This is a genomic window from Caulobacter sp. GW821-FHT12A07, from assembly GCF_058807655.1.
Genome location: NZ_JBXAQX010000001.1, coordinates 666,729 through 689,333 on the forward strand (window position 1 = coordinate 666,729; position 22,605 = coordinate 689,333).

Consider the following 22,605-nt stretch of genomic DNA (forward strand, 5'->3'; position numbering starts at 1 on the left):
GACGCGCGCCCCCACGCGCGTCGACGAGCTCGTTGCGAACCGCGCCGGTCAGGCCGGCGTCAGCTCCGCGATCACCGGCGACTCCTCGCCCCGCCTCGCCGCGCGCGTGTCTCCGTCCTTGGGGGTGAGGTCGCGGACCTGGATCCTGGTCTCCACCGGATTGACGCCGGTGAAGACGCCCGCCACGTCGAATGCGCGCGACTCCACGCCCACCCCCTGCCCGTGGAACAACAGGCGCGCCGTGAACGGCGCCCGCACCCTCGCGTGGCGAACCAGCGCCTGGTAGCTGTAGACCCGGCCTGGCGGCACATGGACCGCGACCTCGACCCGCTCCTCCGACACCGTCCGATGCGGATCCGGATTGTCCAGCGGGGTCGGCGCCATCTCGCGCTCGACGCAGTCCCCCTGGTCGGTGAGCACCACCCCGATCGAGACCTCGTCTTCATGGATCGTCGCGCCGGCCAGGCGCCCGCGATCGGCCGGGTCCAGCCTGCAGCCGCCCTCGGAGACGCAGGTGCGGGTAAGGACGATGCGCTTCTCCAGCGGTTCCTCGCCGGCGCGATTGTCGACGATCAGGGCCGGGTCCGCCGGGGCCGGCGGCAGGTGCTCGGCCACGGCCCGGTCGAGGTCGTAGCGGACGTACTGCAGCGCGATCACGCCGGCCTCGGTCGGCAGGAGCCAGCACTCCTGGGGCGCGCCGTTCTCCCAGCGACGCACGCCGATCCGGCCCGTCTTGTCGCCGCCGAAGACGTTGAGCTTGTATTCCCAGTCCATCTGGCTGTTGAGGCAGGTCCAGAAGCCCAGGGTCTCGGCCCGCCAGCGCTGGGCGAGGTCCGGCTGGCCGGGCGGCGCGGCGAAGACCAGCGCCTCGGGACCCTCGATGGCCACGTCCGAGCCGCTCGACCCGACGCGGCGGGTCTTGCAGGTCAGGGCCAGGCCGCTGGCGACGTGGCGCAGCAGGGCGCCGCCGCGCCGATCGCGCTCGGCGACCCAGCGCTGGCCGGGCGAGCCCAGCAGCGGCGCCAGAACCAGCTTGCCCGCCTTGTCCAGCGACAGCGCCAGGCCGGCGTGGTCGAGACTGGAGACGATGAAGAACGGCTCGTTCGGAAACAGGATTTCCTGGGCCATGGCGCGCCTCCCCGATCAACCCCGAAGGGCGGGTTTAGCAATACCCGTAAAATCTGTAAGCAGGCGCGACCCAAAATGGGTATTACTCCGATACCCCCGTTCGCACCCCGCCCCCTATCGCGTCTGATGTTCGCTTCCCCCCCGGCGACGACCACCGCCCTTCGCCTCGACGACCACCGCTTCTGGGCGGTCGCCCGCGCCAGCCTCGACCATGTGCGCGACACGGTCGAGATCACCCGCGGCGACCACGAGCTGCTCGACGCCCTGATCCTGACCGCCGCGCTGGACGCCAACATGGCCCCGGTCAAGCGCGCGCCCGACCTGCGCCAGGCCTATGGCGGCCCCAGCGTCTCGGCCCCGGACGACCTGCGCCGGCCGGTCAGCGTCAACGCCGTGGCCCAGTCGCTGAACCTGCCGTTCGAGACCGTGCGCCGGCGCGCCCGCCGGCTGGCCAAGGCCGGCCTGTGCGTGATCGGCCCCCAGGGCATGGTCGCGCCCCACAGCCTGACCACCTCGCCGTCCTATGTCGCCGACCAGCGGGCCCGCTACGACCGCGCCCGGCGGTTCTACGAGACGCTGAAAGCCCTGGGCGCCCTGCCCGCCTTCGAGCCCGCCCCGCCTTCCGCCCCGCCTGGAACCGAACCGCCGGTGCGCGCCGCCAACTGGGCCCTCTCCGAATACACCCTGCGCGCCTGCGCCGACCTGATCGCCCTGACCGGCGACGTCGTCAGCAGCCGCGTGCTGATGGAGCTGGCGCTGATCGCCACGCGCCCCGCCGCCAATGGGAAGGAGACGGGCCCCATCACGGCCGACCTCGACCCGGCCGGCGGCCTGGCCCGCCTGGGCCGCCCCACCCGCGTCGCCGCCCTCGCCGCCACCCTCAACCTGCCACGCGAAACCGTCCGCCGCCGGGTGGCTGAACTGGAGACGCTGGGCTTCTGCCGCCGCGAAGCCGACGGCGTGGTCGCGGCCCTGCCGGCGGCGATGGCGGCGCGGATGGTCGAGATGGCCCGGACCAACGCCGGCAACGTGCAGCGGCTGTTCGGCAGCCTAGCGCGGGCGGGGGTGCTGGCGGATTGGGAGGGGTGAGCGAGAACCCGGCTAGGTCGCGCGTTCCCGAAATTGCTCGGCCATCCACTCGATGACCACGCGAAGGCGCGGCGAGAGCTGTCTTGTGTGCGAATAGAGCACGTGCACGGGCAGGGGCGCGGGCGGATGGTCGGCCAGCACCTCGACCAGCACGCCGGCGGCGAGGTCGGCCGCGACCCGGTACTTGGGCACCTGGATCAGGCCCAGCCCCAGACAGGCCGAAGCGACGTTGGTCTCCGGCCCGGTCACGGTGATGGCGGCCGGCAGCACCATGCGGCGCGACTGGCCGCCGACGGTGAAGTCGAAAGGCGCGATCTCCGGCGCGTCGGGGGCGTAATAGCCGACCATCCGGTGGCCGCCGCTCTCCAGCTCGTCCGGCGTTCGCGGCAGGCCGAAGCGGCGCATATAGTCGGGGCTGGCGAAGGTGCCGCGCGGCAGGGTCGCCAGCCGCCGGCGGATCAGTGAACTGTCGACGGTCAGCTCGCCGGCCCGCAGCATGCAGTCGAAGCCCTCGCGCACCATGTCCATCGCCTGGTGCGCCTCGCCGATGTGCAGGCGGATGTCGGGATAGGCCTCCAGGAAACCAGGCAGGCCCGGCAGCAGGAAGTGCCGCGCCTGGGTGCCGTGGACGTCGATCCGCACCAGTCCTGAGGGCTTGGCGCCGGTGAAGCCGGCCTCGGCGTCTTCCAGGTCGGAGATGAGGTCGACGCAGCGGCGGTAATAGGCCTCGCCGTCCAGCGTGGGGCTGACATGGCGGGTCGTACGCTGAAGCAACCGCACGCCCAGCCGGGCCTCCAGCCCCTTGACCGCGTCGGTGACCGACGAGCGGGGCAGGCCCAGGTCCTCGGCCGCCCGGGTGAAGCTGCGCCGCTCCACGATCCGGGTGAAGGCCCGCATCGCCTCGAACCGATCCATTGTTCGCACTTTCGAATAGTGATGCCAGTTTGTGCCTGATTATCGCGCAAAAGCAAACAGGCACTGTCTCCTCATCAGCCGCCGACGACCGGTGGCCCTCAAGGAGACAGACCCATGACCCACCTCGCCAACAAGGTCGCCATTGTCACCGGCGCTTCGGGCGGCATCGGCGCCGCGGTCGCCGAGCGGCTGGCCAGCGACGGCTTCGTCGTCGTCGTCAACTACGCCGGCCGGGCCGACCCGGCCGAGGCCCTGGTGGCCCGGATCGAGGCGGCCGGCGGGCGCGCCGTCGCCGCCCAGGCCGACATCGCCGACGCCGCCGCCGTGGCCCGGCTGTTCGACACCACCCAGGCGGCCTTCGGCGGCGTGGACGTGCTGGTCAACAACGCCGGGATCATGCAGCTGGCCACGATCGCCGACAGCGACGACGCCCTGTTCGACCGCCAGGTGGCGGTGAACCTGAAGGGCAGCTTCAACACCCTGCGCGAAGCCTCGCGCCGCCTGCGCGACGGCGGCCGGATCATCAACATTTCGTCCAGCGTCACCACAATGCTGCAGCCGACCTACGGCGTCTATGCGGCGACCAAGGCGGCGGTCGAGGCCATGACCAGCGTCCTGACCAAGGAACTGCGCGGCCGCAACATCACCGTCAACGCCATCGCCCCCGGCCCGACCGCCACCAAGCTGTTCCTCGACGGCAAGCCGCAGGAGGTGGTCGACCGCCTGTCGAAGATGGCCCCGCTGGAACGGCTGGGCCAGCCCGAGGACATCGCCGCCGCCGTCGCCTTCCTGGCCGGCCCGGACGGCGCCTGGATCAACGGCCAGACCCTGCGCGCCAACGGCGGGATCGCCTGACCCCCGCACGCGCCACCCCCGCACGCGCCACCACGCCCCGACCCACAACCTCGTCCCCAAGCCACATCGCCAGAAGCGACGGCGGGACAGCCCCTCGGAAAGATCTCGTCATGTCCAAGCAAGTCATTCTCGTCACCGGCGCCTCCTCGGGCTTCGGCCTCATGACCGCCAAGGCCCTGGCCCAGGCCGGCCACACCGTCTACGCCTCGATGCGCGAAACCCAGGGGCGCAACGCCCCCCGCGTGTCCGAGACCGCCGCCTGGGCCAAGGCCCAGGGCGTCGATCTGCGCACCGCCGAGCTGGACGTCCAGTCCGATGCGTCCGCCGAAGCCGGGATCGCCTTCATCCTCGAGGACGCCGGCCGTCTCGACACCATCGTCCACAACGCCGGCCACATGATGTTCGGCCCGGCCGAGGCCTTCACCCCCGACCAATACATCCAGCAGTACGACGTCAACGTCCTGGGCGCCCAACGGGTCAACCGCGCCGCCCTGCCGCACCTGCGCGGCCGGGGACAGGGTCTGCTGGTCTGGGTCGGCTCGTCCTCGACGCGCGGCGGGACCCCGCCGTTCCTGGCGCCCTATTTCGCGGCCAAGGCGGCGATGGACGCCCTGGCCGTCTCCTACTCCACCGAACTGGCCCTCTGGGGCGTCGAGACCACGATCATGGTGCCGGGCGCCTTCACCAAGGGCACCAACCACTTCGCCCACTCCGGCTCGCCCTCCGACACGGCCCGCGTCGCCGAGTACGAGGCCGGCCCCTATGCCGGGATCGCCGACAAGGCGCTGAAGGGCCTGGCCGGGCTGGAACCCGCAGACGCCGATCCGGCCGAGGTGGCGCGCCAGATCGTGCGGGTGGTCGACACGCCCTTCGGCCGGCGGCCGTTCCGGGTGCACGTCGATCCGTCCCAGGACGGCGCCGAGGTGGTCAACGCCGTCGCCGATCGCATGCGTCGCGAGATGTACCGCAACATCGGTCTCGAAAACCTGCTGAGCCCCGCCGAACGCGCCTGACGCCCGACAGTCGACGCCGCCGACGCGCCCCTCGCGTCGGCGGCCTTTCTTCCGGAGTTTCCCATGACCGATCTTCAGTCCGTCTCTGGCCGCCGCCCGCTGGCCTTCCTCGCCTTCGGGAGCGTGGCGGCGCTCACCGCGGCGGCCGCCGCCACCACCAGCCTGACGCTTGGGCTTGCGCCCTGGGTGATGTTCATCGGATGGGTGGCCTGGTTCACCCGTCCGCTCTCGGCCCGGCAGGGCCTGGCGACTTGGCTGTGCCTGGCCTGCGGCCTGGCGCTCGGCGCCGTCGCCGTGCTGGCCTTGCGGATTCTGGGTCCGAGCCTGGGCGCGGTGTCTCTCGGAGTCGTGGTCTTCGTCGTCGCCCTGGCCGTGGTGTCGATGCGGGCCGTCCGCCTGCTCGACAACATCCCCGCCTGGTTCCTGGGCCTGATCGCCTTCTTCGCCGCGCACCTGGAACCGGCCCTGGCCTCGGTCGCCGAACTGGCGGCCGGCATGGCCATCGGCCTCGGCGGCGGCTGGCTGTCGCAGCGGCTGCAAGGCCGCTGGTCGATCGGCCACTGACCGCCTCCCCCACGCAGAAACGCCGCCCGGTTTCACAACCGGACGGCGTCCTGCTAGCCCTTCACGCACACCACCTGGCGCAGGGTGTGGACGATTTCCACCAGGTCGCTCTGGGCGGCCATGACGGCGTCGATGTCCTTGTAGGCCATCGGGGTTTCGTCGATCACGCCCTCGTCCTTGCGGCACTCGACGCCGGCGGTGGCGGCCATGTGGTCGGCCACGGTGAACCGGCGCTTGGCTTCGTTGCGGCTCATCGCCCGCCCCGCCCCGTGGGAGCAGGTGCAGAACGAGTCCGGGTTGCCCTTGCCGCGCACGATGAACGACTTGGCGCCCATCGAGCCGGGGATGATGCCGAGCTCTCCGGCCTTGGCCGACACCGCGCCCTTGCGGGTGAGGTAGACCTCCTTGCCGAAGTGCTTCTCCTTGCTGACGTAGTTGTGGTGGCAGTTCACCGCTTCCTCCGTCACCACCAGATCCGGGAAGTGCTGGCGCAGCACCCCCAGCACCTCGTGCATCATCACCTCGCGGTTGGCCCGGGCGTACTTCTGGGCCCAGGCCACGGCCCGCACGTAGTCGACGAAGCCGTCGGAGCCCTCGGCGAAGTAGGCCAGGTCCTCGTCGGGCAGGTTGACGAACCAGCGGCGCATCTCGTGCTTGGCCCGCTCAATGAAGAACGTGCCGAAGCGGTTGCCCACGCCGCGCGAGCCCGAGTGCAGCATCACCCAGACGTCGCCGGCCTCGTCGAGGCACAGCTCGACGAAATGGTTGCCCGTGCCCAGCGTGCCGAGGTGCCCGAACCCGCGCGGGTGGCCGGCCTTGGGGTTGCGGGCGACGATGTCGTCGTAGCCCTCCTTCAGCCCGGCCCACTTCTCGGCGGCGACCGCCGGGGGTTCAACCTGCCAGGCGCCCTTGTCGTTGCGCCCGCCGTTGTCGGTGCGGCCGTGCGGCACCGCGGCCTCGATGGCCGAGCGCACGCCGAACAGGTTGTCGGGCAGGTGCTCGGCGCGGATCGAGGTGCGCACCGCCATCATGCCGCAGCCGATGTCGACGCCCACGGCGGCCGGGATGATCGCCTTGTAGGTCGGGATCACCGAGCCGACGGTGGCGCCCATCCCCCAGTGCACGTCGGGCATCACCGCCACGTGCTTGTGGATGAACGGCAGGCTGGCGACGTTGCGCAGCTGCTTGAGCGCCGAGTCCTCGATCGGCACGCCTTGGGTCCACGCCTTGATCGGCGCGCCTTCGCTTTCGATGTGCGTGAAGCCGCTCATGGGCTTCTCCTTTCCAATCCGCCCCTCCCGGCGTCATGGTCGGAGGAATTTCCGCGCAAAACGAAAAACCCCTCCGGCCAAGGCCAGGAGGGGTTTTTCCGTACTTCCCGAAGTCCGCTTGGACCTAGGCCGTCTTCCCCTCCGACACGCGCGCGCCATTACCCTCGACCTGGCGGTCCAGTTGGTAGCTGACGGTCGTGACTGGGGCTTTGCGCGCCATGGTCTTCGAAGTCCTCATCGGGAGGCGGGCGATTACAGGGTTACGCGAACCCGCGCCAGGGGCCGCGCGAGCGGCGCAAGCGGAAGTTGCGGGCGGTGTGGTAAATTTATCCCTCTCCCCTTGCGGGAGCGGGGTCGGGTGAGGGGTTTCTCAGAACTCGCCGCCGCGACGGCGGACAGGCTGGGCGAGGCGTCTCCCGTTTGAGAGACCCCTCATCCGTCATCCTGCGGATGACACCTTCTCCCGCAAGGGGAGAAGGACGTTTAAGCCAGTTCCGGGCCGTCCGAGAGCGCTTCGCCGATGGCGCGGGCGCAGCCGGGGATGCCGAGGGCGCCGATGAACGACAGGGCCACGGCGCAGACCAGCAGGATCGGTTGGAAGATGCGCATGCGTTTTTCTCCACCTCAGAGCCCGCCTCGCCCGCCGGAAGGGGGTCAGCCGCGGGGTTGATAGACCGCCGTCCAGGTCGCTTAAACCGCTAGCGTGACGTTTGTTCCGGCCAGCCCGCCGGAAAACTCAGCATGCGGCATAATTGCCTCAAACTTATGTCACTGGTCGAGGTTGTAGGCCAGCCTGGCGATCTCGATCCGCGCGAGTTTGTCGTTCAGCAGCGCCCAGTCGTCGGCCTCGGCGATCGGGGCCCACAGGGCCTCGACCTCGTCGATCAGCAGTTCCTCGGGCTCGGTTCGTCCGAACACGGGGTTTTCCAGGCGCTCCGGACGATCCGGCTCGAAGGCCGAGAGGCGGGCGCGGAAGTCGGCGAAGACCGGGTCCTGGTAGAGCGCGCCGCGCGGCCCCTCCAGGGCGCGGACTTGCGAAGCCTCGCCGCCGAACCAGTCGAAGAAGAACGGTTCCCAGCGCAGGGCCTCGCCGCCGGAAAGCTTGGTTCCTTCGGCCAGGGCCTTGAAGGCGGCGTTGACCAGCGCGACGTCGGCCTCCTCGCCCCGGCTCTTCACGGCCAGGCGGGCGATCACGGCCTCGCGCAGGGCGTCGCGATAGGCGGCCGAGAAGCCGTTGAGGGCGGCGATCAGGCCCGACTGGTCGGGGCAGACCAGCGCCAGGCAGGCGGCCAGCTGCTGCAGGTTCCAGAACCCGGCCTCCGGCTGGCGGCCGAAGCTGTAGAGGCCCGAATGGTCGAAATAGGCGGCCGTGAAGTTGGGATCGTTGCCCGGCAGGAAGCGCCAGGGGCCGTAGTCGAAGCTCTCGCCGGTGACGACCATGTTGTCGGTGTTGAGCACCCCGTGCACGAAGCCGGCGGCCATCCAGCGGGCGACCAGGCGGGCGGTGCGGGCCACCACCTCCTGGAACATCGCCGTCGGCCGGTCGGGGGCGTCGATCAGATGCGGGAAATAGGTCTCGACCACGTGGTCGACCATGGCCGTGATCAGGTCGGCGCGCTCGAAATAGGCCAGGCGCTGGAAGGTCCCGAAGCGTACATGGCTATGGGAAAGTCTCGTCAGCACCGCCGAGCGGGTGGGGCTGGGCTCGTCGCCGCGGGTCAGGGCCTCGCCGGTCTCGACCAGCGAGAAGGCCCGCGAGGTGGGAACGCCCAGGGCCTCCAGCAGGCCGGCGGCCAGGATCTCGCGCATCCCGCCCTTCAGGGTCAGCCGGCCGTCGCCGTGGCGCGACCAGGGGGTCTGGCCCGAGCCCTTGGTGGCCAGGTCGAGCAGGCGGTCCGAACCGGCCTCTCGAAGTTGCGCGAACAGGAAGCCGCGACCGTCGCCGAGCTCGGGGTTGTAAGAGCGGAACTGGTGGCCGTGATAGCGCATGGCCAGGGGCCGGGACTGATTGTCCGGCAAGGCCTGGAAGCGCGCGAAATGCGAAATCCACTCGGCGTCGGTCAGCCCCGCGAGCCCCACCGTGGCGGCCGCGCGATCGTTGCGGAAGCGCAGGATCGTCTGCGGAAAGTCGGCCGGGGCGACGGGGTCGGCGAACTCGCCCGCCTGCGCGACGAGGCCGGCGAATCGGGGATCGGGGCGATAGCGTTCGGAGACCGGCATGTGCGCCAGATGCGCCCGGCGCCGCCCGCGCGCAAGAAGCCCGCCCCCGCCGCGCGGTTTTAAGAAAGCGCGGATGTTCACATAACGCTGTCGCAGTTTCGCAACAGCAACTCTCGATCCGTGTTCCAGCAAGGATTTCGCTTGCCGAGCATCCGGACCGCCCATAACCATTGGCTGTCCATTCGAACAATCGTTCGGGTGTAGGCCAATCAAAAAGCCGGCGGGGGCGGTGCAAGCGCTCTCGTCATAACGAACCGAGGTAGGAAATGCGCTTTACCCAGGTGCTTCGCGGCACGGCGTCCGCCGTCGTGCTCGCGGGCGTCGCCGCGATCGGCGTCGCCCATGCTCAGGACACGGCCGCGGCGGCCGCCCAGGAGCCCGAAACCCTCACCGTCGACAGCATCATCGTCACCGCCCAGAAGCGCGAGCAGAACCTGCAGGACACCCCGGTGGTGGTCACCGCGGTCGGCGCCAAGCTGCTGCAGGACACCGGCGTCAAGGACATCAAGGACCTGACGATCCTGACCCCGGGCCTGACCGTGACCTCGACCACGTCGGAAGCCTCGACCACCGCCCGCATCCGCGGCGTCGGCACGGTCGGCGACAACCCCGGCCTGGAAAGCTCGGTCGGCGTGGTGATCGACGGCGTCTATCGCCCGCGCAACGGCGTGTCGTTCGGCGACCTGGGCGAGATGGAGCGCATCGAGGTGCTGAAGGGCCCGCAAGGCACCCTGTTCGGCAAGAACACCTCGGCCGGCGTCATCAACATCATCACCAAGGAGCCGGAGTTCGGCTTCGGGGCCAATGTCGAGGCCACGGTCGGCAACTACGACGCCAAGGGCCTGGCCGCCTCGGTCACCGGGCCGCTGTTCGGCAGCGACAAGTGGGCCGGCCGCCTGTACGCCGCCGCCCGCAAGCGCGACGGCTTCAACACGGTGGTGACGGGCGAAGGCCCCAGCGCCGAGAAGGAAGACGCCGACCAGAACTTCTACACCGTGCGCGGCCAGTTGCTGTTCGTGCCGGACGACAACGCCACCTTCAAGATCATCGCCGACTACACCAAGCGCGACGAAAACTGCTGCGGCGCCGTGCAGATCCGCACCGGCCCGACCTACGCCGTGGTCAACGCCCTCAGCACCGGCACCGGCATCGCCAATCCGGCCGACCCGTTCAAGCGCGTGGCCTATTCCAACCGCGGCTCGCCGCAGGAAGTGGAAGACAAGGGCATCTCGCTGCAGGCCGACATCGACCTGCCGATCGGCACCCTGACCTCGATCAGCGCCATCCGTAACTGGCGCACCGACACCGGCCAGGACAGCGACTTCACCGCCGCCGACATCACCTACCGCGCCAAGGACGGCACCAACTACGCCGAGTTCACCACCTACACCCAGGAACTGCGCCTGGCGGGGAACACCGAGCGCCTGAACTGGCTGGTCGGCGCCTTCCTGGCCGACGAGCGCCTCGACAACGAGGCCAACTTCAAGTTCGGGGCCGACTACGAAGCCTACATGTCGACGATCATCCTGTCGGGCATCGCCAGCTCGCTGGCCACCGCCGGGATCACCGTCAACCAGGCCAACAGCGCGCTGTTCGCCTCGCAGGTGACGGCCCTGAGCTACGGTTCGTCGTTCCCGACCGGCACCGGCCTGCACGACACCTACAACCAGCGCTCCAAGACCGTGGCGCTGTTCACCAACAACACCCTGAAGGTCACCGAGGCCTTCGATATCACCCTGGGCCTGCGCTACACCTCCGAGAGCAAGGACCTGGACACCTACCAGACCGGCTCCGCGCCGGGCTGCGCGGCCCTGCTGACCACCGCCGGCCAGACCCGCGTCGCCCAGCAGCTGGTCGCCCGCGGCGTGCCGGCGGCCCTGTTCGCCACCTCGACCGGCACCACCCTGGTCTCGACCGTCGTCGGCAACATGTGCCTGCCCTGGGCCAACCCGCTGTTCAACGGCCGCGGCACCCAGCAAAGCCGCACCGACCGCGAATGGACCGGCACGGTCAAGGCCTCGTACCGCTTCAACCCGTCGGTGTTCGCCTATGCGTCGGCGGCCCGCGGCTACAAGGGCGGCGGCTACAACCTCGACCGCACCCAGTCGTCGAACGGCACCCAGAGCGGCGGCAACGGCGTGACGCCGATCTACGACACCTCGTTCCCGGCCGAATTCGTCGACAGCTATGAAATCGGCGTCAAGAACACCCTGTTCAACCGCTCGGTGCTGCTGAACTTCACGGGCTTCTACCAGAAGTTCACCGACTTCCAGCTGAACACCTTCCTGGGCACCTCGTTCGCGGTGCGCTCGGTGCCGGAAGTGACCTCCAAGGGCGTCGACGCCGACTTCCTGTGGTTCACCCCGCTGCGCGGCCTGACCATCCAGAGCGGCCTGACCTACGCCAAGACCGAGTACGGCGATCAGTCGATCCCGAACGACCCGAACAACGCCCTGTCGCTGCTGCCCGGCAGCCAGGTGTCGTTCGCGCCGGAATGGTCGGGGTCGGCCTCGATCAGCTACTCGCACCCGGTCGGCGCGACCCTGAAGGCCAAGTACAACATCGGCGCCAAGTACGTGTCGGACTACAACACCGGCTCGGACCTGTTCCCGCTGAAGCACCAGGACGCCTACACGGTGGTCAACGCCCGCATCGGCATCGGCGACGCGGACGACAAGTGGACCGCCGAACTGTGGGCCCAGAACCTGTTCGACGAAGAGTACTATCAGGTGGTGTTCAACGGGCCGCTGCAAGGCTCGTCGGGCCTCTCGGCGACCTCGCCGACCTACTCGGCCTCCAAGGACACCATCACCTACGACGCCTTCCTCGGCGCGCCGCGCACCTACGGCGTGACCCTGCGGGCGAAGTTCTGATCCGAGCCGCCAGAGCCCGGTCACGGGATCCGGCGCCTGGGGAAACACGGGAAGGGCGGTCCGCGAGGGCCGCCCTTTTTCGTTGGCGAGACCGCGCCCAGACATCAACCCGGGGTGTAAGATGGCCGGCGGCGCGGCTAGGCTGGGCCATCGAACGATGGCGGCTTTGGGGAAAGATCGATGGCGGGCGTTTGGGATCTTGATGCGTCGGGCGCGTGGACCCGACCAGGCCTGACCGCCGTCCTGCTCGGCGCGGCCCTGCTTTGGTGCGGAGCCGCAAGCGCCGCCAGCTTCGACTGCAAGAAGGCCGCCAGCCAGGTCGAGCGCCTGATCTGCGAAGACCCCGATCTCGACGCCTTCGACTCCCAGCTCGAGGGCGCCTATCGCGGCGCGCTCGACCGTTCGGCCGATCCGACCTCGGTGAAGACCCGGCAGACGGCCTGGCTGAAGCAGCGCGCCGCCTGCGTCGACATCGCCTGCCTGTCGGCCGCCTATCAGCGGCAGATCAAGCTGCTGGCGGCGACCTCGGACAAGCCGGCGATCTGCGAGCGCGCCGGATCCACGCCCGAGATCAACGCCTGCCAGGCCGAATATTCCCGCCGGGCCGACCGCGAGCTGGCCCGCTACCTCGCCACGGCCCGCAAGCGCCTGACGGAAGAGGCGCGGGATGAGTTCACCGGCGCCTCGGCCAAGGCCGCCCTGGCCGAGTTCGACGCCTCGCAGACGGCGTGGGAGGCCTTCCGCAAGGCCGAGTGCTCGGCCGTCTATACGCGGTTCAGCGACGGCACCATTCGCGGAGCCATGTACGAGGACTGCTGGCAGTTGGTCACCCAGTCGCGCACCCGCACCGTCTGGGCCAGCTGGCTGCAGTTCATGGACAGCACGCCGCCCCTGCTGGTCGAGCCGACGACGCGCTGACGCGAGACGCAGCCGGCGCATTTTCGCTCCGCACGCCCGCCTTTTCCCGTTTCCCGTTCGCGCGAACACCCCCACCCTCGCCCCTCTAACCTCACCTGACGGGGGCGAACCGCCGGGAAGACGCGAGGGCGAGCCGCGAATGAAAGCGATCAGACTCCTGGGGTTCTGGATCTGCCTGCTGCTGGGCCTGGCCCTGGCCGCCCTGGCCCAGCGCGCGCCGCCGCCCCTGCCCGCGACCGCGCCGCCCGACGCCTTCTCGGCCACGCGGGCCATGGCCGACGTGCGGACCATCGCCCTGCGCCCCCACCCCACCGGCTCGACCGACATCGTGCGGGTGCGCGAGCACCTGATGAGCCGGATCTCGTCGCTGGGGCTGGAGCTGGCCGTGCGCGCCGACGAGGGTTACGCCCCGGCGCGCAGCCAGGGCCGGTTCCTGTCGGCCGGGGCCGTGCAGAACGTCATCGGCGTGCTGCCGGGCGCTGACCGCACCAAGCCCGCCGTGCTGGTGATGAGCCACTACGACTCGGTGGCCAACTCGCCCGGCGCGGCCGACGACGCGGCCGGCGTGGCCGCCGCCCTCGAGGTGGCCCGCGCCCTGAAGGCGGGACCCAAGCCGGCCCGCGACGTGATCTTCCTGTTCACCGACGGCGAGGAGCAGGGCCTGCTGGGCGCCGACGCCTTCTTCGCCCGCGACCCGCTGCGCGAGCGCGTGGGCCTGGTGATCAACATGGAGGCGCGCGGCGATTCCGGCCGGGCGGCGATGTTCCAGACCGGCCCCGGCAACGGCGCCCTGATGCACCTCTTCGCCCGCGAGGCCATCCGCCCGGCCGCCAACTCCCTGGCCGCGGCGGTCTACGAGAAGATGCCCAACGACACCGACTTCACCCACGCGGTGAAGGCTGGCCTGCCGGGGCTGAACTTCGCCTTCATCGACGACCAGCTGGCCTATCACACGCCCCTGGCCCGCGCCGACCATCTCGACCAGGGCAGCCTGCAACACCTGGGCGACCAGGTGCTGCCGACGGTGCGCGCCCTGGCGACCGCCGCCGACCTGCCGGCCAAGGCGCCCAACGCGGTCTATTCGGACCTCTTCGGCCTGGTGATGGTCAGCTATCCGGTCGAGGTCGCCTGGGGCCTGCTGGCCCTGGCCGGCGCGCTGGTGCTCTACGCCCTGGTGCGCGGCCTGATGATCAAGACGACCAGCGTCGTCGAACTGCTCAAGGGCCTGTGCGGCTTCCTGCTGGTGGGCGTCTCGGGCGGCCTGGTGCTGCACCTGGCCGGCAAGCTGCTGGGCATCGTGGATTTGCAGGGCCACTACGCCCTGCTGGGCCGGTTCAACCCGCTGCTGCTGGGCGGCACGGCGCTGCTCGTCGGCACGGCCCTGGCCGTGGTGATCGGCCAGGCCAAGGGCGCGGCGCGGATTTGGCCCAGCCTGCTGGCCCTGGCCGCCGGCGGCCTCACCTGCCTGGTCGGCGGGCCGGCGCTGGATCCGATCGGTCTCGGTCTCGGCGTCGCCGCCGCCGTGCTGGTCTGGGCCTCGCTGGGCAAGCCGGTGGGCGTGCTGGGGGCCTGGATCGGGGCGCTGGTCGGCCTGCTGGCCATCGCCATCGCGACCATGGTGCTGCTGCCCGGCGGCTCGGTGATGACCACGTGGCCGCTGCTGGTCGCGGCCCTGGCGGCGGTGCTGGTGCTGGCCAAGGGCGGCACCCGCAACAAGCGCGTGGCCCTGGCCCTGACCTTCTTCGTGGCCCTGGCGGCCGTCGCCGTGGTCGCCCAGGTCGGCGCCTGGGGCGGCTGGACCTTCGCAGGGCTGGGCGTCGAGCTGCCGGCGATCCTGGCGGCGTTCGGCCTGCTGGCCCTGCCGGCCCTGATCCCCCTGGCCCACGACTTCTCGGCCCTGAAGCTGGCGGCCATCCCCGCCACCCTGGTCGCCGGCCTGGGCGCGGCGCTGGTGGCCTACGCCGTGCTGGCCGGGGCCAGCGCCACGCGGCCGGAATTGACCGAGGCCGCGCATCTTTCGGACCTGTCGACCGGCCGCGCCTACCGGATCTCGACCCTGCCGCGGCTGGACGCCTGGTCGCGCGGGGCCCTGACCGCCCAGGGCGGCACGCCGGTGCAGCAGGAACTGGTCCCGTTCTTCAAGTCCAAGGCCTGGCTGGCCGACGCCCGGCCCGTGCCGCTGGACCCGCCGCAACTCGTCTTGGAACAGGCCGGCGAGCGGCTGCTGGTGCGGGTGATCCCCGGTCCCGGCGCCGAATATGTCACGGTGCGGATCAGGCCCGACGGCATGCTGGCCGGCGCCCGCCTCAACGGCCGCCCCGTGCCCCTGACCACCAAGGCCGGCGAGTGGACCAGCCTGACCTACCACGCCCCCGACCCCAGCGGCGTGACCCTCAGCTTCAGCCGCCTGAACGGCTCCGGCCGCGTCGAGGCCGCCGCCCTGGAAGTCCGCGAAGGCTGGCCCCGCGCCACGCCCTCGCCGGGGGCCAAGCCCGACGGGCTGATGGCCTGGGGGCTGTCGGACAAGACCCTGGTGCTGACCCGGGCGGCGGTTTCCTGGTGATCCCTCTCCCCTTGCGGGAGAGGGTGGCCCCGCGGAGCGGGGTCGGGTGAGGGGTCGCACGAACGCAAAACGCCGCGACGGCCGATCAGCTGTCGCGGCGTTTCAGGTCTGAGAGACCCCTCATCCGTCGGCTACGCCGACACCTTCTCCCGCAAGGGGAGAAGGACTACTCAGCCGCCTGCTTGGGCGCGTAGCCCAGGATGGCCTTGGTCTCGAGGAACTCGCCGAACGCGTGGTCGCCCCATTCGCGGCCGTTGCCGCTCATCTTGTAGCCGCCGAACGGGGCCATCAGGTCGGGACTGGCGCCGTTGAGATTGACCTGGCCGGCGCGGAGCTTGGCGGCGACCTTGCGGACGCCTTCCGGATCGCCGCCCGAGACGTAGGCGGCCAGGCCGTATTCGGTGTCGTTGCCGATCTCGACGGCCTGGTCGACGCTGTCGTAGCCGAGGATCGACAGCACCGGGCCGAAGATCTCTTCCTTGGCGATGGTCATGTCGGGGGTGACGTTGGCGAAGACGGTCGGCTTGACGTAGTAGCCGGTCTCCAGCCCCTCGGGCTTGCCGGGGCCGCCGGACACCAGGGTCGCGCCCTCGTCGACGCCCTTCTGGATCAGGCCCTGGATCTTGGTCCACTGCACCTCGGAGACGACCGGGCCGAGCTTGGAATTGCCGCTGGGGTCGCCGACCGTGTGGGCCTCGGCGGCGGCCTTGGCGATGGCGATCACCTCGTCCATGCGCCCCACGGGCACCAGCATGCGGGTGGGGGCGTTGCACGACTGGCCCGAGTTCATCATCACCGAGGCCACGCCGCCGCCGACGGCGCGCTGGAAGTCGGCGTCGTCGAGGATGATGTTGGGGCTTTTGCCGCCCAGTTCCTGGTGCACGCGCTTGACGGTCGGGGCGGCGTTCCTGGCCACCTCGATGCCGGCGCGGGTCGAGCCGGTGAACGACACCATGTCGACTTCAGGATGGCTCGACAGCGCCGCGCCGACCGTGGGGCCGTCGCCATTGACCAGGTTGAACACCCCGGCCGGCACGCCGGCGGCCTCGAGGATCTCGGTCCACACCCAGGCCGAGAACGGCGCGATTTCCGAGGGCTTCAGCACCATGGTGCAGCCGACGGCCAGGGCGGGCGCGACCTTGCAGGCGATCTGATTCACCGGCCAGTTCCACGGGGTGATGAAGGCGCAGACGCCGATCGGCTCCTTCACGAGACGCGTGGTGCCGCGATCCTCTTCGAACTTGTAGTCCTTCAGCACCTGCAGCGCCGTCTGGACGTGGGCGATGCCCATCGCCGCCTGGGCGCGCTGGGCCAGCCAGGCGGGGGCGCCCATCTCCTCGGTGATGGCCTTGGCCATGTCCTCGAAGCGCTTCTGGTACTCGGAAATGATCCGCTCGAGCAGGTCGATGCGCTCTTCGCGGCTGGTCTGGGAGAAGGTGGCGAAGGCCTTGCGGGCGGCGCGAACGGCCAGGTCCACGTCTTCCACCGAACCCAGGGTCACCCGGCCGGCGACGGCCTCGGTGGCGGGGTTGATGACATCCACCGTCTTGTCGGACTTCGCCTCGACCCATTGGCCGTCGATGTAGAACTTCAGGTAGTCGCGCATGGGGATCCTCCTGCCGGGCCGCTCTAACCTGGGACGGGGGCGGCGCTCTTTCAAACGCTCATTCTAATTATCGGCGATCAGGTGGAAAGGGGCGCCGTCGGTGGAGTTTGTTAATTCGCCTCTCGGAAGTTGAGCCCCACCAATCGATGCGAGGGAGCCGACATGGCCAAGCTGACGCCGCTCAACACGTTGCTGAACAAAGGCGCCGACAGCGACGCCGTCCAGGCTCTGGAACAGTTGGCCGCCGCTCGGCATCTGCTCGACGACGCGGCGTTCCGCCAGTCGCCCGATCCGCAAGACCAGGTGAACGTGCCGGTCACGGCGTTGGACAGGATCGTACACCATAGCTACGGCTACGGGGCCGGCGACGTTCCCGGCGCCCTGGAAGCGGACTTCGCCTCCCTCTCAAAGTCAGAGGCCCGGCTGATCATCAGGCTCGCCGCCGCCGCGGCCGACCGGCCCACGGCCGAGCAACCGGCCCAGAGGTACCTCGTCGATCTCGACCGGACCGCCTCGACCTACCAAAGCGCGTTTGCCCGCATCGACATCCGGACCTGGGTCTCTCCGCTGGACGGGACGCACCCGCTGTCGGAACACATCGATGGGCTGCTCGTCGTCTCGGCCGCTCGATCGTTCGTCGATATCACGCAGATGCCGCTCTACAATTTCATGACGATCTATCAGCGCCAGCTCACGCAATCGAACCGCTCGGCGAAGGACGTCATAGACGCCCTGGAAACCGTCCGGCACGTCTGGCATCGGGGGCTGGAGCGGCTCCAGGCCTAGCTCCGCCTCAGCACTCCACCCGGTTCACCGACAGGCCCACGGCCAGGCCGCCGAGCGAGGTCTCCTTGTAGATCTCGTTCATGTCCTCGCCCGTGCGCTTCATCGTGGCGATGACCTTGTCCAGCGACACCGAGTGCTGGCCGTCGCCGAGCAAAGCCAGGCGGGCGGCGTCGATGGCCTTGATGGCGCCCATGGCGTTGCGCTCGATGCAGGGGATCTGGACCAGGCCGCCGATGGGATCGCAGGTGAGGCCCAGGTTGTGCTCCATGCCGATCTCGGCGGCGTTCTCGATCTGGGCGTTGGTCCCGCCCAGCGCGGCGCAGAGCCCGCCGGCCGCCATCGAGCAGGCCACGCCCACCTCGCCCTGGCAACCGACCTCGGCCCCGCTGATCGAGGCGTTGCGCTTGTAGAGCGCGCCGATCGCCGCGGCCGTCAGCAGGAACACCCGCGCCTGCTCGGGCGTGCCCTTGTGGAAGCGCATGAAGAACCGCAGCACGGCCGGCACCAGGCCCGCCGCGCCATTGGTCGGGGCGGTGACGACGCGGCCGCCGGCGGCGTTCTCCTCGTTGACCGCCATGGCCCACAGGTTGACGAAGTCCATGGCCGCCAGCGGATCGCTCATCTGGCGCTCCATCCGACCAAGGATGGTCTGGTGGATCTGGCGGGCGCGGCGCTTGACCGACAGGCCGCCGGGCAGGATCCCGTCCTCGCGCATGCCCCGGTCGATACAGGCCTCCATGGCCCCGAAGATGCGGTCGAGGCCGGCGTTCATCTCGCCCTCGCTCATCCGGGCCAGCTCGTTGGCGGCCATCACCTGGGCGATGGTCAGGCCGGCCTGGTCGGCGCGTTCCAAGAGGTCGGCCGAGCTTTCGAACGGGAACGGGATGGCCGGACCTTCCTCGGGCGGGGCGTTGCGGCCCATCTCGCTCTCGTCGCGCACGAAGCCGCCGCCGATCGAGAAATAGGTGCGCTCGGCCAGCACCTCGCCGGCCGCGTCATAGGCGGTGAAGGTCAGCGCATTCGGATGCTGGGGCAGGCGCTCGTGACCGGCGAAGACGATGTCGCGGGCCTCGTCGAAGCCGATCCCGACCTCGCCGCCGAGCAGCAGCCACTGGGTGGCCTTGGTTTCCGCCAGAGCCGCCTCGCCGGCGTCGGGATCGAGGTCGGCGGGCGAAAAGCCCATCAGGCCCAGGATCACGGCGCGGTCGGTGGCGTGGCCTTTGCCGGTCAGGGCCAGCGACGCATAGAGCCGGGTCTCGACCCTGGCCGTGAGGGGCAGTTTGCCGGCGGCGCGCAGCCGCTCGACGAACATCACCCCCGCCGTCATCGGCCCCATGGTGTGGCTGCTGGAAGGGCCGACGCCCAGCTTGAAGAGATCGAAGACGGAGGCGGTCATTTTTATTCTTCACCGTTCTTCCCCGCGAAGGCGGGGACCCAAGCTGAGCTGGCCACGGCGCGCGCGGTCGACTCGGCTTGGGCCCCCGCCTTCGCGGGGGTGATCGGGCTACTTTTCTCTTACTTACGTTCGGCCTTGGTCTTGTCGCGCAGGTCCTTGAACTCCGAGCCCGCCTGCCACTCGGGCCAAACGCGGGAGTTCGCGAGATCCGCGCCGACCTTGTAGAACAGGCCGATGTCCATCGCCTGGCCCGACAGGTCCCAGTCCGCCGACCATTCGTCGGCCGGCTGGTGGTAGCGGTTGGTGGTGTAGTCTTCCTCGGCCTTCTCGCCGGCTTCCTTGCCGCCCTTCACGAGATCGGCGCCCGAGCCGACCGAGATCGCCGGCACGCCGCGCTTGGCGAAGGGGAAGTGGTCCGAGCGGTAGAAGTGGCCGGCCTGCGGCGTCGGATCGGGCGTGAAGTAACGGCCCTCTTCCTTGGCCTTGGCCACCAGCATGTCCTGCAGATCGACCTTGCCGTCGCCCGAGGTGGTGACGTCCTTGGCCGGACCGGCGGCCGACAGGGCGTCGATGTTGAGGTCGGCGACCGTCTTGGCCAGCGGGAACAGCGGGTTGGCGGCGTAGTATTCCGAGCCCAGCAGGCCCTTTTCTTCCGCCGTCACGGCCAGGAACAGCACCGAGCGCTGCGGCGCGGGGCCGGCCTTGAAGGCCCGGCCGAGCTCCAGCAAAGCCGCGATGCCGTCGGCGTTGTCGACCGCGCCGTTGTAGATCTTGTCGCCCTTGGCGTCCGGCAGGCCCACGCCCAGGTGGTCCCAGTGGCCGCTGTAGATGATGCTCTCGTCGGGGAACTTCGTGCCCTTCACCCGGCCGGCGATGTTCTTGGACACGATGACCTGGTGGTCGACGGCGTAGTCGGCCGAGAAGGTGGCCTTCAGGTCCACCGGCTTGAAGTCGCGGGTCTGGGCCTGCTGCTTCAGGGCCTCGAAGTCCAGGCCCGCCTGCTTGAAGAGCTCGACGGCCAGGTCACGCTGGATCCAGCCTTCCAGGGGCGGGTGGCTCTTGCCCGGGTCCTTGCGGACGATGTCGAACATCGTGTTGGTGTTGGAGTTCTTGACCGTGTTCCAGCCGTAGGAGGCGGGCGCGGTCTCGTGGACGATCAGCAGGCCGGCGGCGCCGCGGCGGGCGGCCTCTTCGTACTTGTAGGTCCAGCGGCCGTAATAGGTCATGGCCTTGCCGCCGAAGTCGCCCTTACCCGTTTCGAAGTCCGGGTCGTTGATCAGCACGACGACGATCTTGCCCTTGACGTCCAGGCCCTTGAAATCGTCCCAGTTGCGTTCCGGCGCGGTGACGCCGTAGCCGGCGAAGACCAGCGGCGCGTCCTTGATCGACACCTTGTCGACATTGGTCATGGCCGCGCGGATGGCGATCTGCTCGCCCTGGGCCAGATTGATGTGGTTCGACGCCGTCATGATGTGGGCGGCGACCGGACCCTTGATCTCGAACTTGCCCAGCGGCACGTCCTGGGTCCAGGCGCGCTTGCCGTCCTTTTGCAGGTCGCCGGCCGGCTCCAGGCCGATCGCCTGCATCTGCTGGGTGATGTAGGCGACGGTCTTCTTCTCGCCCTCGGTGGCGGGACCCCGGCCCTCGAATTCGTCCGAGGACAGCACCTTGATGTGCTGCGACAGGCGGGCCGGGTCAATCTTGGGCGCGTCGGCCGCATGCGCGAGCATGGGCGCGGCGATCAGGGCCGTGGCGAGGAGAAGGCGTTTCATCGTCGCTGTTCTTTTCGAGCGGTTCATTCGAAGGCGCGGACCCTAGCGGGTGGTTTTGACCGCCGCTAGGGGGTGGGGAGAAAGTGGGCGTGCTCGAGCTTCCTTCTCCCCTTGCGGGAGAAGGTGGCGCCGATAGGCGTCGGATGAGGGGTCGAAAGCCGGCGCCGCCGCGCACGGCGAATGCTAGCGACCGCACGCCGCCAGTATGGCCGCGAGCACCGTCTCCCGATCTTCCTGCACCGTCCGGTTCGGAAACCGCATCACCCGAAAGCCCTGCTCCCGTAGCCAGGAATCGCGAACCAGATCCCGGTCGCGCTCGTCGTGGTGCGGACCGTCCGCCTCGATCACCAGCCGATGCCGAAAACAGACGAAATCGGCGATGTAGCGGCCCAGGAGGACCTGCCGCCGGAACTTCAGACCGTCGAGCTGGCGGTCGCGCAGGAGGGTCCATAGCAGGCGCTCGGTGGAGACGGGCGCGCGGCGCATGTGGCGGGCTTGGGCGATGGCGGCCATGCACGGAGCATGGAACAAATTGAGAACAATCTCAAGTTGCCGTCTGCTCGTCAGTGGTCGTCGCGGTTGGTCTTTCTGAGAGACCCCTCATCCGTCGGCCTTCGGCCGCCACCTTCTCCCGCAAGGGGAGAAGGATCAGAGAACTTGCTTGAACACCGCCGGATCCACATTCCCGCCAGACAGCACGATGGCCGCCGTCTGGCCGGACAGGTCGATCTTGCCCGACAGCGCCGCGGCCAAAGCCACGCAGCCGCCCGGCTCGACCACCAGCTTGAGGTTCGCAAAAGCCCAGCGCATGGCGCTCGCCACCTCGTCGTCGGTGACGGCGGCGATCCCAGTGAGCGTCCGGCTGTTGATCGGCCAGGTCAGGGCGCCGGGGATCGGGGTCAGCAGGGCGTCGCAGAACGAGCGGGCGTCGGGGTCGATCACCTCGCGATGGCCGCTGCCCAGCGAGCGGCGGGTTTCGTCGAAGCCCGCGGGTTCGGCGCCCCAGACCTGGGTGGCCGGCGACAGGGCCTTCACCGCCGTCGAGGTTCCGGCGATCAGCCCGCCGCCGCCGACGGGGCAGAGCACCTTGTCCAGGGTCGCGTCGGCCGCCTCGGCCTGGGCGATGATCTCCAGCCCCACCGTGCCCTGGCCGGCGATGATGTGCGGGTCGTCGTAGGACGGCACGACGATCATGCCGCGCTGGTCCGCGATCTCGGCGGCGATCGCCTCGCGGTCTTCCTTGAAGCGGTCGAAGAAGCGGATCTCGGCCCCGAAGCCCCGCGTCGCCTCGACCTTCACGCTCGGCGCATCCAGCGGCATGACGATCAGGGCCGGCATGCCGAGCTTGCGGGCCGCCAGGGCCACGCCCTGGGCGTGGTTGCCCGACGAGAAGGCGACGACGCCCCTCTCCTTCTCTTCGGCCGTCAGCTGCGAGAGACGGTTGTAGGCGCCGCGGAACTTGAAGGCCCCGGCCAGCTGCAGGGTCTCGGGCTTGACGAAGATCCGCCCCGACAGCCGCTCGGACAGGGCGGCGCTTTCGAGCAAGGGGGTGACGACGGCCTGGCCCTGGAGGCGGGCGGCGGCGGCCTGGATGTCGGCGAGCGAGACGGTCATGAAAACATCCGTTGCGGCTGCG

General features: G+C 69.7%; 18 protein-coding genes. 8 read left to right on the forward strand and 10 right to left on the reverse strand.

What is annotated here, in order from left to right:
- Positions 1-48: 48 nt before the first annotated feature.
- Positions 49-1,128: a hypothetical protein gene (locus AC1RRS_RS03150; RefSeq protein ID WP_492853898.1), complete on the reverse strand. Its 1,080-nt coding sequence runs from the start codon at positions 1,126-1,128 to the stop codon at positions 49-51.
- A gap of 126 nt (positions 1,129-1,254) precedes the next feature.
- On the opposite strand from AC1RRS_RS03150, the gene AC1RRS_RS03155 reads away from it, so the two are divergent.
- Positions 1,255-2,217 (forward strand): hypothetical protein, encoded by a 963-nt coding sequence (locus tag AC1RRS_RS03155; protein ID WP_492853899.1) that lies wholly within the window; start codon positions 1,255-1,257, stop codon positions 2,215-2,217.
- 12 nt (positions 2,218-2,229) lie between these two features.
- Here the strand turns inward: AC1RRS_RS03155 and AC1RRS_RS03160 are convergent, their stop codons facing one another.
- A complete protein-coding gene (locus AC1RRS_RS03160; protein ID WP_492853900.1) occupies positions 2,230-3,132 on the reverse strand; it encodes a LysR family transcriptional regulator in 903 nt (300 codons plus the stop codon).
- 114 nt (positions 3,133-3,246) lie between these two features.
- Here AC1RRS_RS03160 and AC1RRS_RS03165 point away from each other — a divergent pair, with 114 nt between their 5' ends.
- The 3 genes from AC1RRS_RS03165 (at position 3,247) to AC1RRS_RS03175 (ending at position 5,564) form a co-directional block, all read left to right on the forward strand.
- Positions 3,247-3,987 (forward strand): SDR family oxidoreductase, encoded by a 741-nt coding sequence (locus AC1RRS_RS03165; protein ID WP_492853901.1) that lies wholly within the window; start codon positions 3,247-3,249, stop codon positions 3,985-3,987.
- 110 nt (positions 3,988-4,097) lie between these two features.
- Positions 4,098-5,000 (forward strand): SDR family oxidoreductase, encoded by a 903-nt coding sequence (locus tag AC1RRS_RS03170; protein WP_492853902.1) that lies wholly within the window; start codon positions 4,098-4,100, stop codon positions 4,998-5,000.
- A 63-nt stretch (positions 5,001-5,063) separates the two neighbouring features.
- Entirely contained in the window at positions 5,064-5,564 is a 501-nt protein-coding gene (locus AC1RRS_RS03175; protein WP_492853903.1) for a DUF1097 domain-containing protein, read from the forward strand.
- Positions 5,565-5,617: 53 nt separating this feature from the next.
- On the opposite strand, the gene AC1RRS_RS03180 is transcribed toward AC1RRS_RS03175, so the two are convergent.
- The 3 genes from AC1RRS_RS03180 to AC1RRS_RS03190 all read right to left on the reverse strand — a co-directional run bounded on the left by AC1RRS_RS03180 (position 5,618) and on the right by AC1RRS_RS03190 (position 9,055).
- The gene (locus AC1RRS_RS03180) at positions 5,618-6,835 is read right to left on the reverse strand and encodes an RtcB family protein (RefSeq protein ID WP_492853904.1); all 1,218 of its coding nucleotides are present in this window, start codon (positions 6,833-6,835) and stop codon (positions 5,618-5,620) included.
- A gap of 483 nt (positions 6,836-7,318) precedes the next feature.
- Positions 7,319-7,444 carry a hypothetical protein gene (locus tag AC1RRS_RS03185; protein ID WP_110120497.1) on the reverse strand — a complete coding sequence of 42 codons (126 nt, stop codon included), beginning with the start codon at positions 7,442-7,444 and terminating at the stop codon, positions 7,319-7,321.
- Between the two features lie 159 nt (positions 7,445-7,603).
- A complete protein-coding gene (locus AC1RRS_RS03190) occupies positions 7,604-9,055 on the reverse strand; it encodes a protein adenylyltransferase SelO (RefSeq protein ID WP_492853905.1) in 1,452 nt (483 codons plus the stop codon).
- Positions 9,056-9,321: 266 nt separating this feature from the next.
- Between AC1RRS_RS03190 and AC1RRS_RS03195 the strand changes: the two genes are divergently transcribed.
- The 3 genes from AC1RRS_RS03195 to AC1RRS_RS03205 all read left to right on the forward strand — a co-directional run bounded on the left by AC1RRS_RS03195 (position 9,322) and on the right by AC1RRS_RS03205 (position 15,409).
- The gene (locus tag AC1RRS_RS03195) at positions 9,322-11,928 is read left to right on the forward strand and encodes a TonB-dependent receptor (RefSeq protein ID WP_492853906.1); all 2,607 of its coding nucleotides are present in this window, start codon (positions 9,322-9,324) and stop codon (positions 11,926-11,928) included.
- Between the two features lie 180 nt (positions 11,929-12,108).
- Entirely contained in the window at positions 12,109-12,846 is a 738-nt protein-coding gene (locus AC1RRS_RS03200; protein WP_492853907.1) for a lysozyme inhibitor LprI family protein, read from the forward strand.
- Between the two features lie 139 nt (positions 12,847-12,985).
- Positions 12,986-15,409, forward strand: coding sequence for a M20/M25/M40 family metallo-hydrolase (locus AC1RRS_RS03205; protein ID WP_492853908.1), 2,424 nt, complete (start codon positions 12,986-12,988; stop codon positions 15,407-15,409).
- Between the two features lie 166 nt (positions 15,410-15,575).
- On the opposite strand, the gene AC1RRS_RS03210 is transcribed toward AC1RRS_RS03205, so the two are convergent.
- Entirely contained in the window at positions 15,576-17,015 is a 1,440-nt protein-coding gene (locus AC1RRS_RS03210; RefSeq protein WP_492853909.1) for an aldehyde dehydrogenase family protein, read from the reverse strand.
- Positions 17,016-17,177: 162 nt separating this feature from the next.
- On the opposite strand from AC1RRS_RS03210, the gene AC1RRS_RS03215 reads away from it, so the two are divergent.
- Complete coding sequence (locus AC1RRS_RS03215) at positions 17,178-17,801, forward strand: hypothetical protein (protein ID WP_492853910.1); 624 nt, start codon at positions 17,178-17,180, stop codon at positions 17,799-17,801.
- Between the two features lie 7 nt (positions 17,802-17,808).
- Here the strand turns inward: AC1RRS_RS03215 and AC1RRS_RS03220 are convergent, their stop codons facing one another.
- From AC1RRS_RS03220 to AC1RRS_RS03235, 4 genes are all read right to left on the reverse strand, one after another.
- On the reverse strand, positions 17,809-19,197 hold the full coding sequence (locus AC1RRS_RS03220; protein WP_492853911.1) for an L-serine ammonia-lyase: 1,389 nt from the start codon (positions 19,195-19,197) through the stop codon (positions 17,809-17,811).
- A 119-nt stretch (positions 19,198-19,316) separates the two neighbouring features.
- Complete coding sequence (locus tag AC1RRS_RS03225) at positions 19,317-20,969, reverse strand: M28 family metallopeptidase (RefSeq protein ID WP_492853912.1); 1,653 nt, start codon at positions 20,967-20,969, stop codon at positions 19,317-19,319.
- 183 nt (positions 20,970-21,152) lie between these two features.
- Complete coding sequence (locus AC1RRS_RS03230) at positions 21,153-21,482, reverse strand: endonuclease domain-containing protein (RefSeq protein WP_492853913.1); 330 nt, start codon at positions 21,480-21,482, stop codon at positions 21,153-21,155.
- Between the two features lie 135 nt (positions 21,483-21,617).
- On the reverse strand, positions 21,618-22,583 hold the full coding sequence (locus AC1RRS_RS03235; RefSeq protein ID WP_492853914.1) for a threonine ammonia-lyase: 966 nt from the start codon (positions 22,581-22,583) through the stop codon (positions 21,618-21,620).
- Between the last annotated feature and the right edge of the window lie 22 nt (positions 22,584-22,605).

Excerpts from the sequence above, each read along its gene's own strand:
- AC1RRS_RS03175 (WP_492853903.1), top strand. The coding sequence starts at position 5,064 with ATGACCGATCTTCAGTCCGTCTCTGGCCGCCGCCCGCTGGCCTTCCTC.
- AC1RRS_RS03205 (WP_492853908.1), top strand. The coding sequence starts at position 12,986 with ATGAAAGCGATCAGACTCCTGGGGTTCTGGATCTGCCTGCTGCTGGGC.
- AC1RRS_RS03235 (WP_492853914.1), bottom strand. The coding sequence starts at position 22,583 with ATGACCGTCTCGCTCGCCGACATCCAGGCCGCCGCCGCCCGCCTCCAG.
- AC1RRS_RS03185 (WP_110120497.1), bottom strand. The coding sequence starts at position 7,444 with ATGCGCATCTTCCAACCGATCCTGCTGGTCTGCGCCGTGGCCCTGTCG.
- AC1RRS_RS03165 (WP_492853901.1), top strand. The coding sequence starts at position 3,247 with ATGACCCACCTCGCCAACAAGGTCGCCATTGTCACCGGCGCTTCGGGC.
- AC1RRS_RS03195 (WP_492853906.1), top strand. The coding sequence starts at position 9,322 with ATGCGCTTTACCCAGGTGCTTCGCGGCACGGCGTCCGCCGTCGTGCTC.
- AC1RRS_RS03160 (WP_492853900.1), bottom strand. The coding sequence starts at position 3,132 with ATGGATCGGTTCGAGGCGATGCGGGCCTTCACCCGGATCGTGGAGCGG.
- AC1RRS_RS03200 (WP_492853907.1), top strand. The coding sequence starts at position 12,109 with ATGGCGGGCGTTTGGGATCTTGATGCGTCGGGCGCGTGGACCCGACCA.
- AC1RRS_RS03230 (WP_492853913.1), bottom strand. The coding sequence starts at position 21,482 with ATGGCCGCCATCGCCCAAGCCCGCCACATGCGCCGCGCGCCCGTCTCC.
- AC1RRS_RS03150 (WP_492853898.1), bottom strand. The coding sequence starts at position 1,128 with ATGGCCCAGGAAATCCTGTTTCCGAACGAGCCGTTCTTCATCGTCTCC.
- AC1RRS_RS03225 (WP_492853912.1), bottom strand. The coding sequence starts at position 20,969 with ATGAAACGCCTTCTCCTCGCCACGGCCCTGATCGCCGCGCCCATGCTC.
- AC1RRS_RS03210 (WP_492853909.1), bottom strand. The coding sequence starts at position 17,015 with ATGCGCGACTACCTGAAGTTCTACATCGACGGCCAATGGGTCGAGGCG.
- AC1RRS_RS03220 (WP_492853911.1), bottom strand. The coding sequence starts at position 19,197 with ATGACCGCCTCCGTCTTCGATCTCTTCAAGCTGGGCGTCGGCCCTTCC.
- AC1RRS_RS03180 (WP_492853904.1), bottom strand. The coding sequence starts at position 6,835 with ATGAGCGGCTTCACGCACATCGAAAGCGAAGGCGCGCCGATCAAGGCG.
- AC1RRS_RS03190 (WP_492853905.1), bottom strand. The coding sequence starts at position 9,055 with ATGCCGGTCTCCGAACGCTATCGCCCCGATCCCCGATTCGCCGGCCTC.
- AC1RRS_RS03170 (WP_492853902.1), top strand. The coding sequence starts at position 4,098 with ATGTCCAAGCAAGTCATTCTCGTCACCGGCGCCTCCTCGGGCTTCGGC.
- AC1RRS_RS03215 (WP_492853910.1), top strand. The coding sequence starts at position 17,178 with ATGGCCAAGCTGACGCCGCTCAACACGTTGCTGAACAAAGGCGCCGAC.
- AC1RRS_RS03155 (WP_492853899.1), top strand. The coding sequence starts at position 1,255 with ATGTTCGCTTCCCCCCCGGCGACGACCACCGCCCTTCGCCTCGACGAC.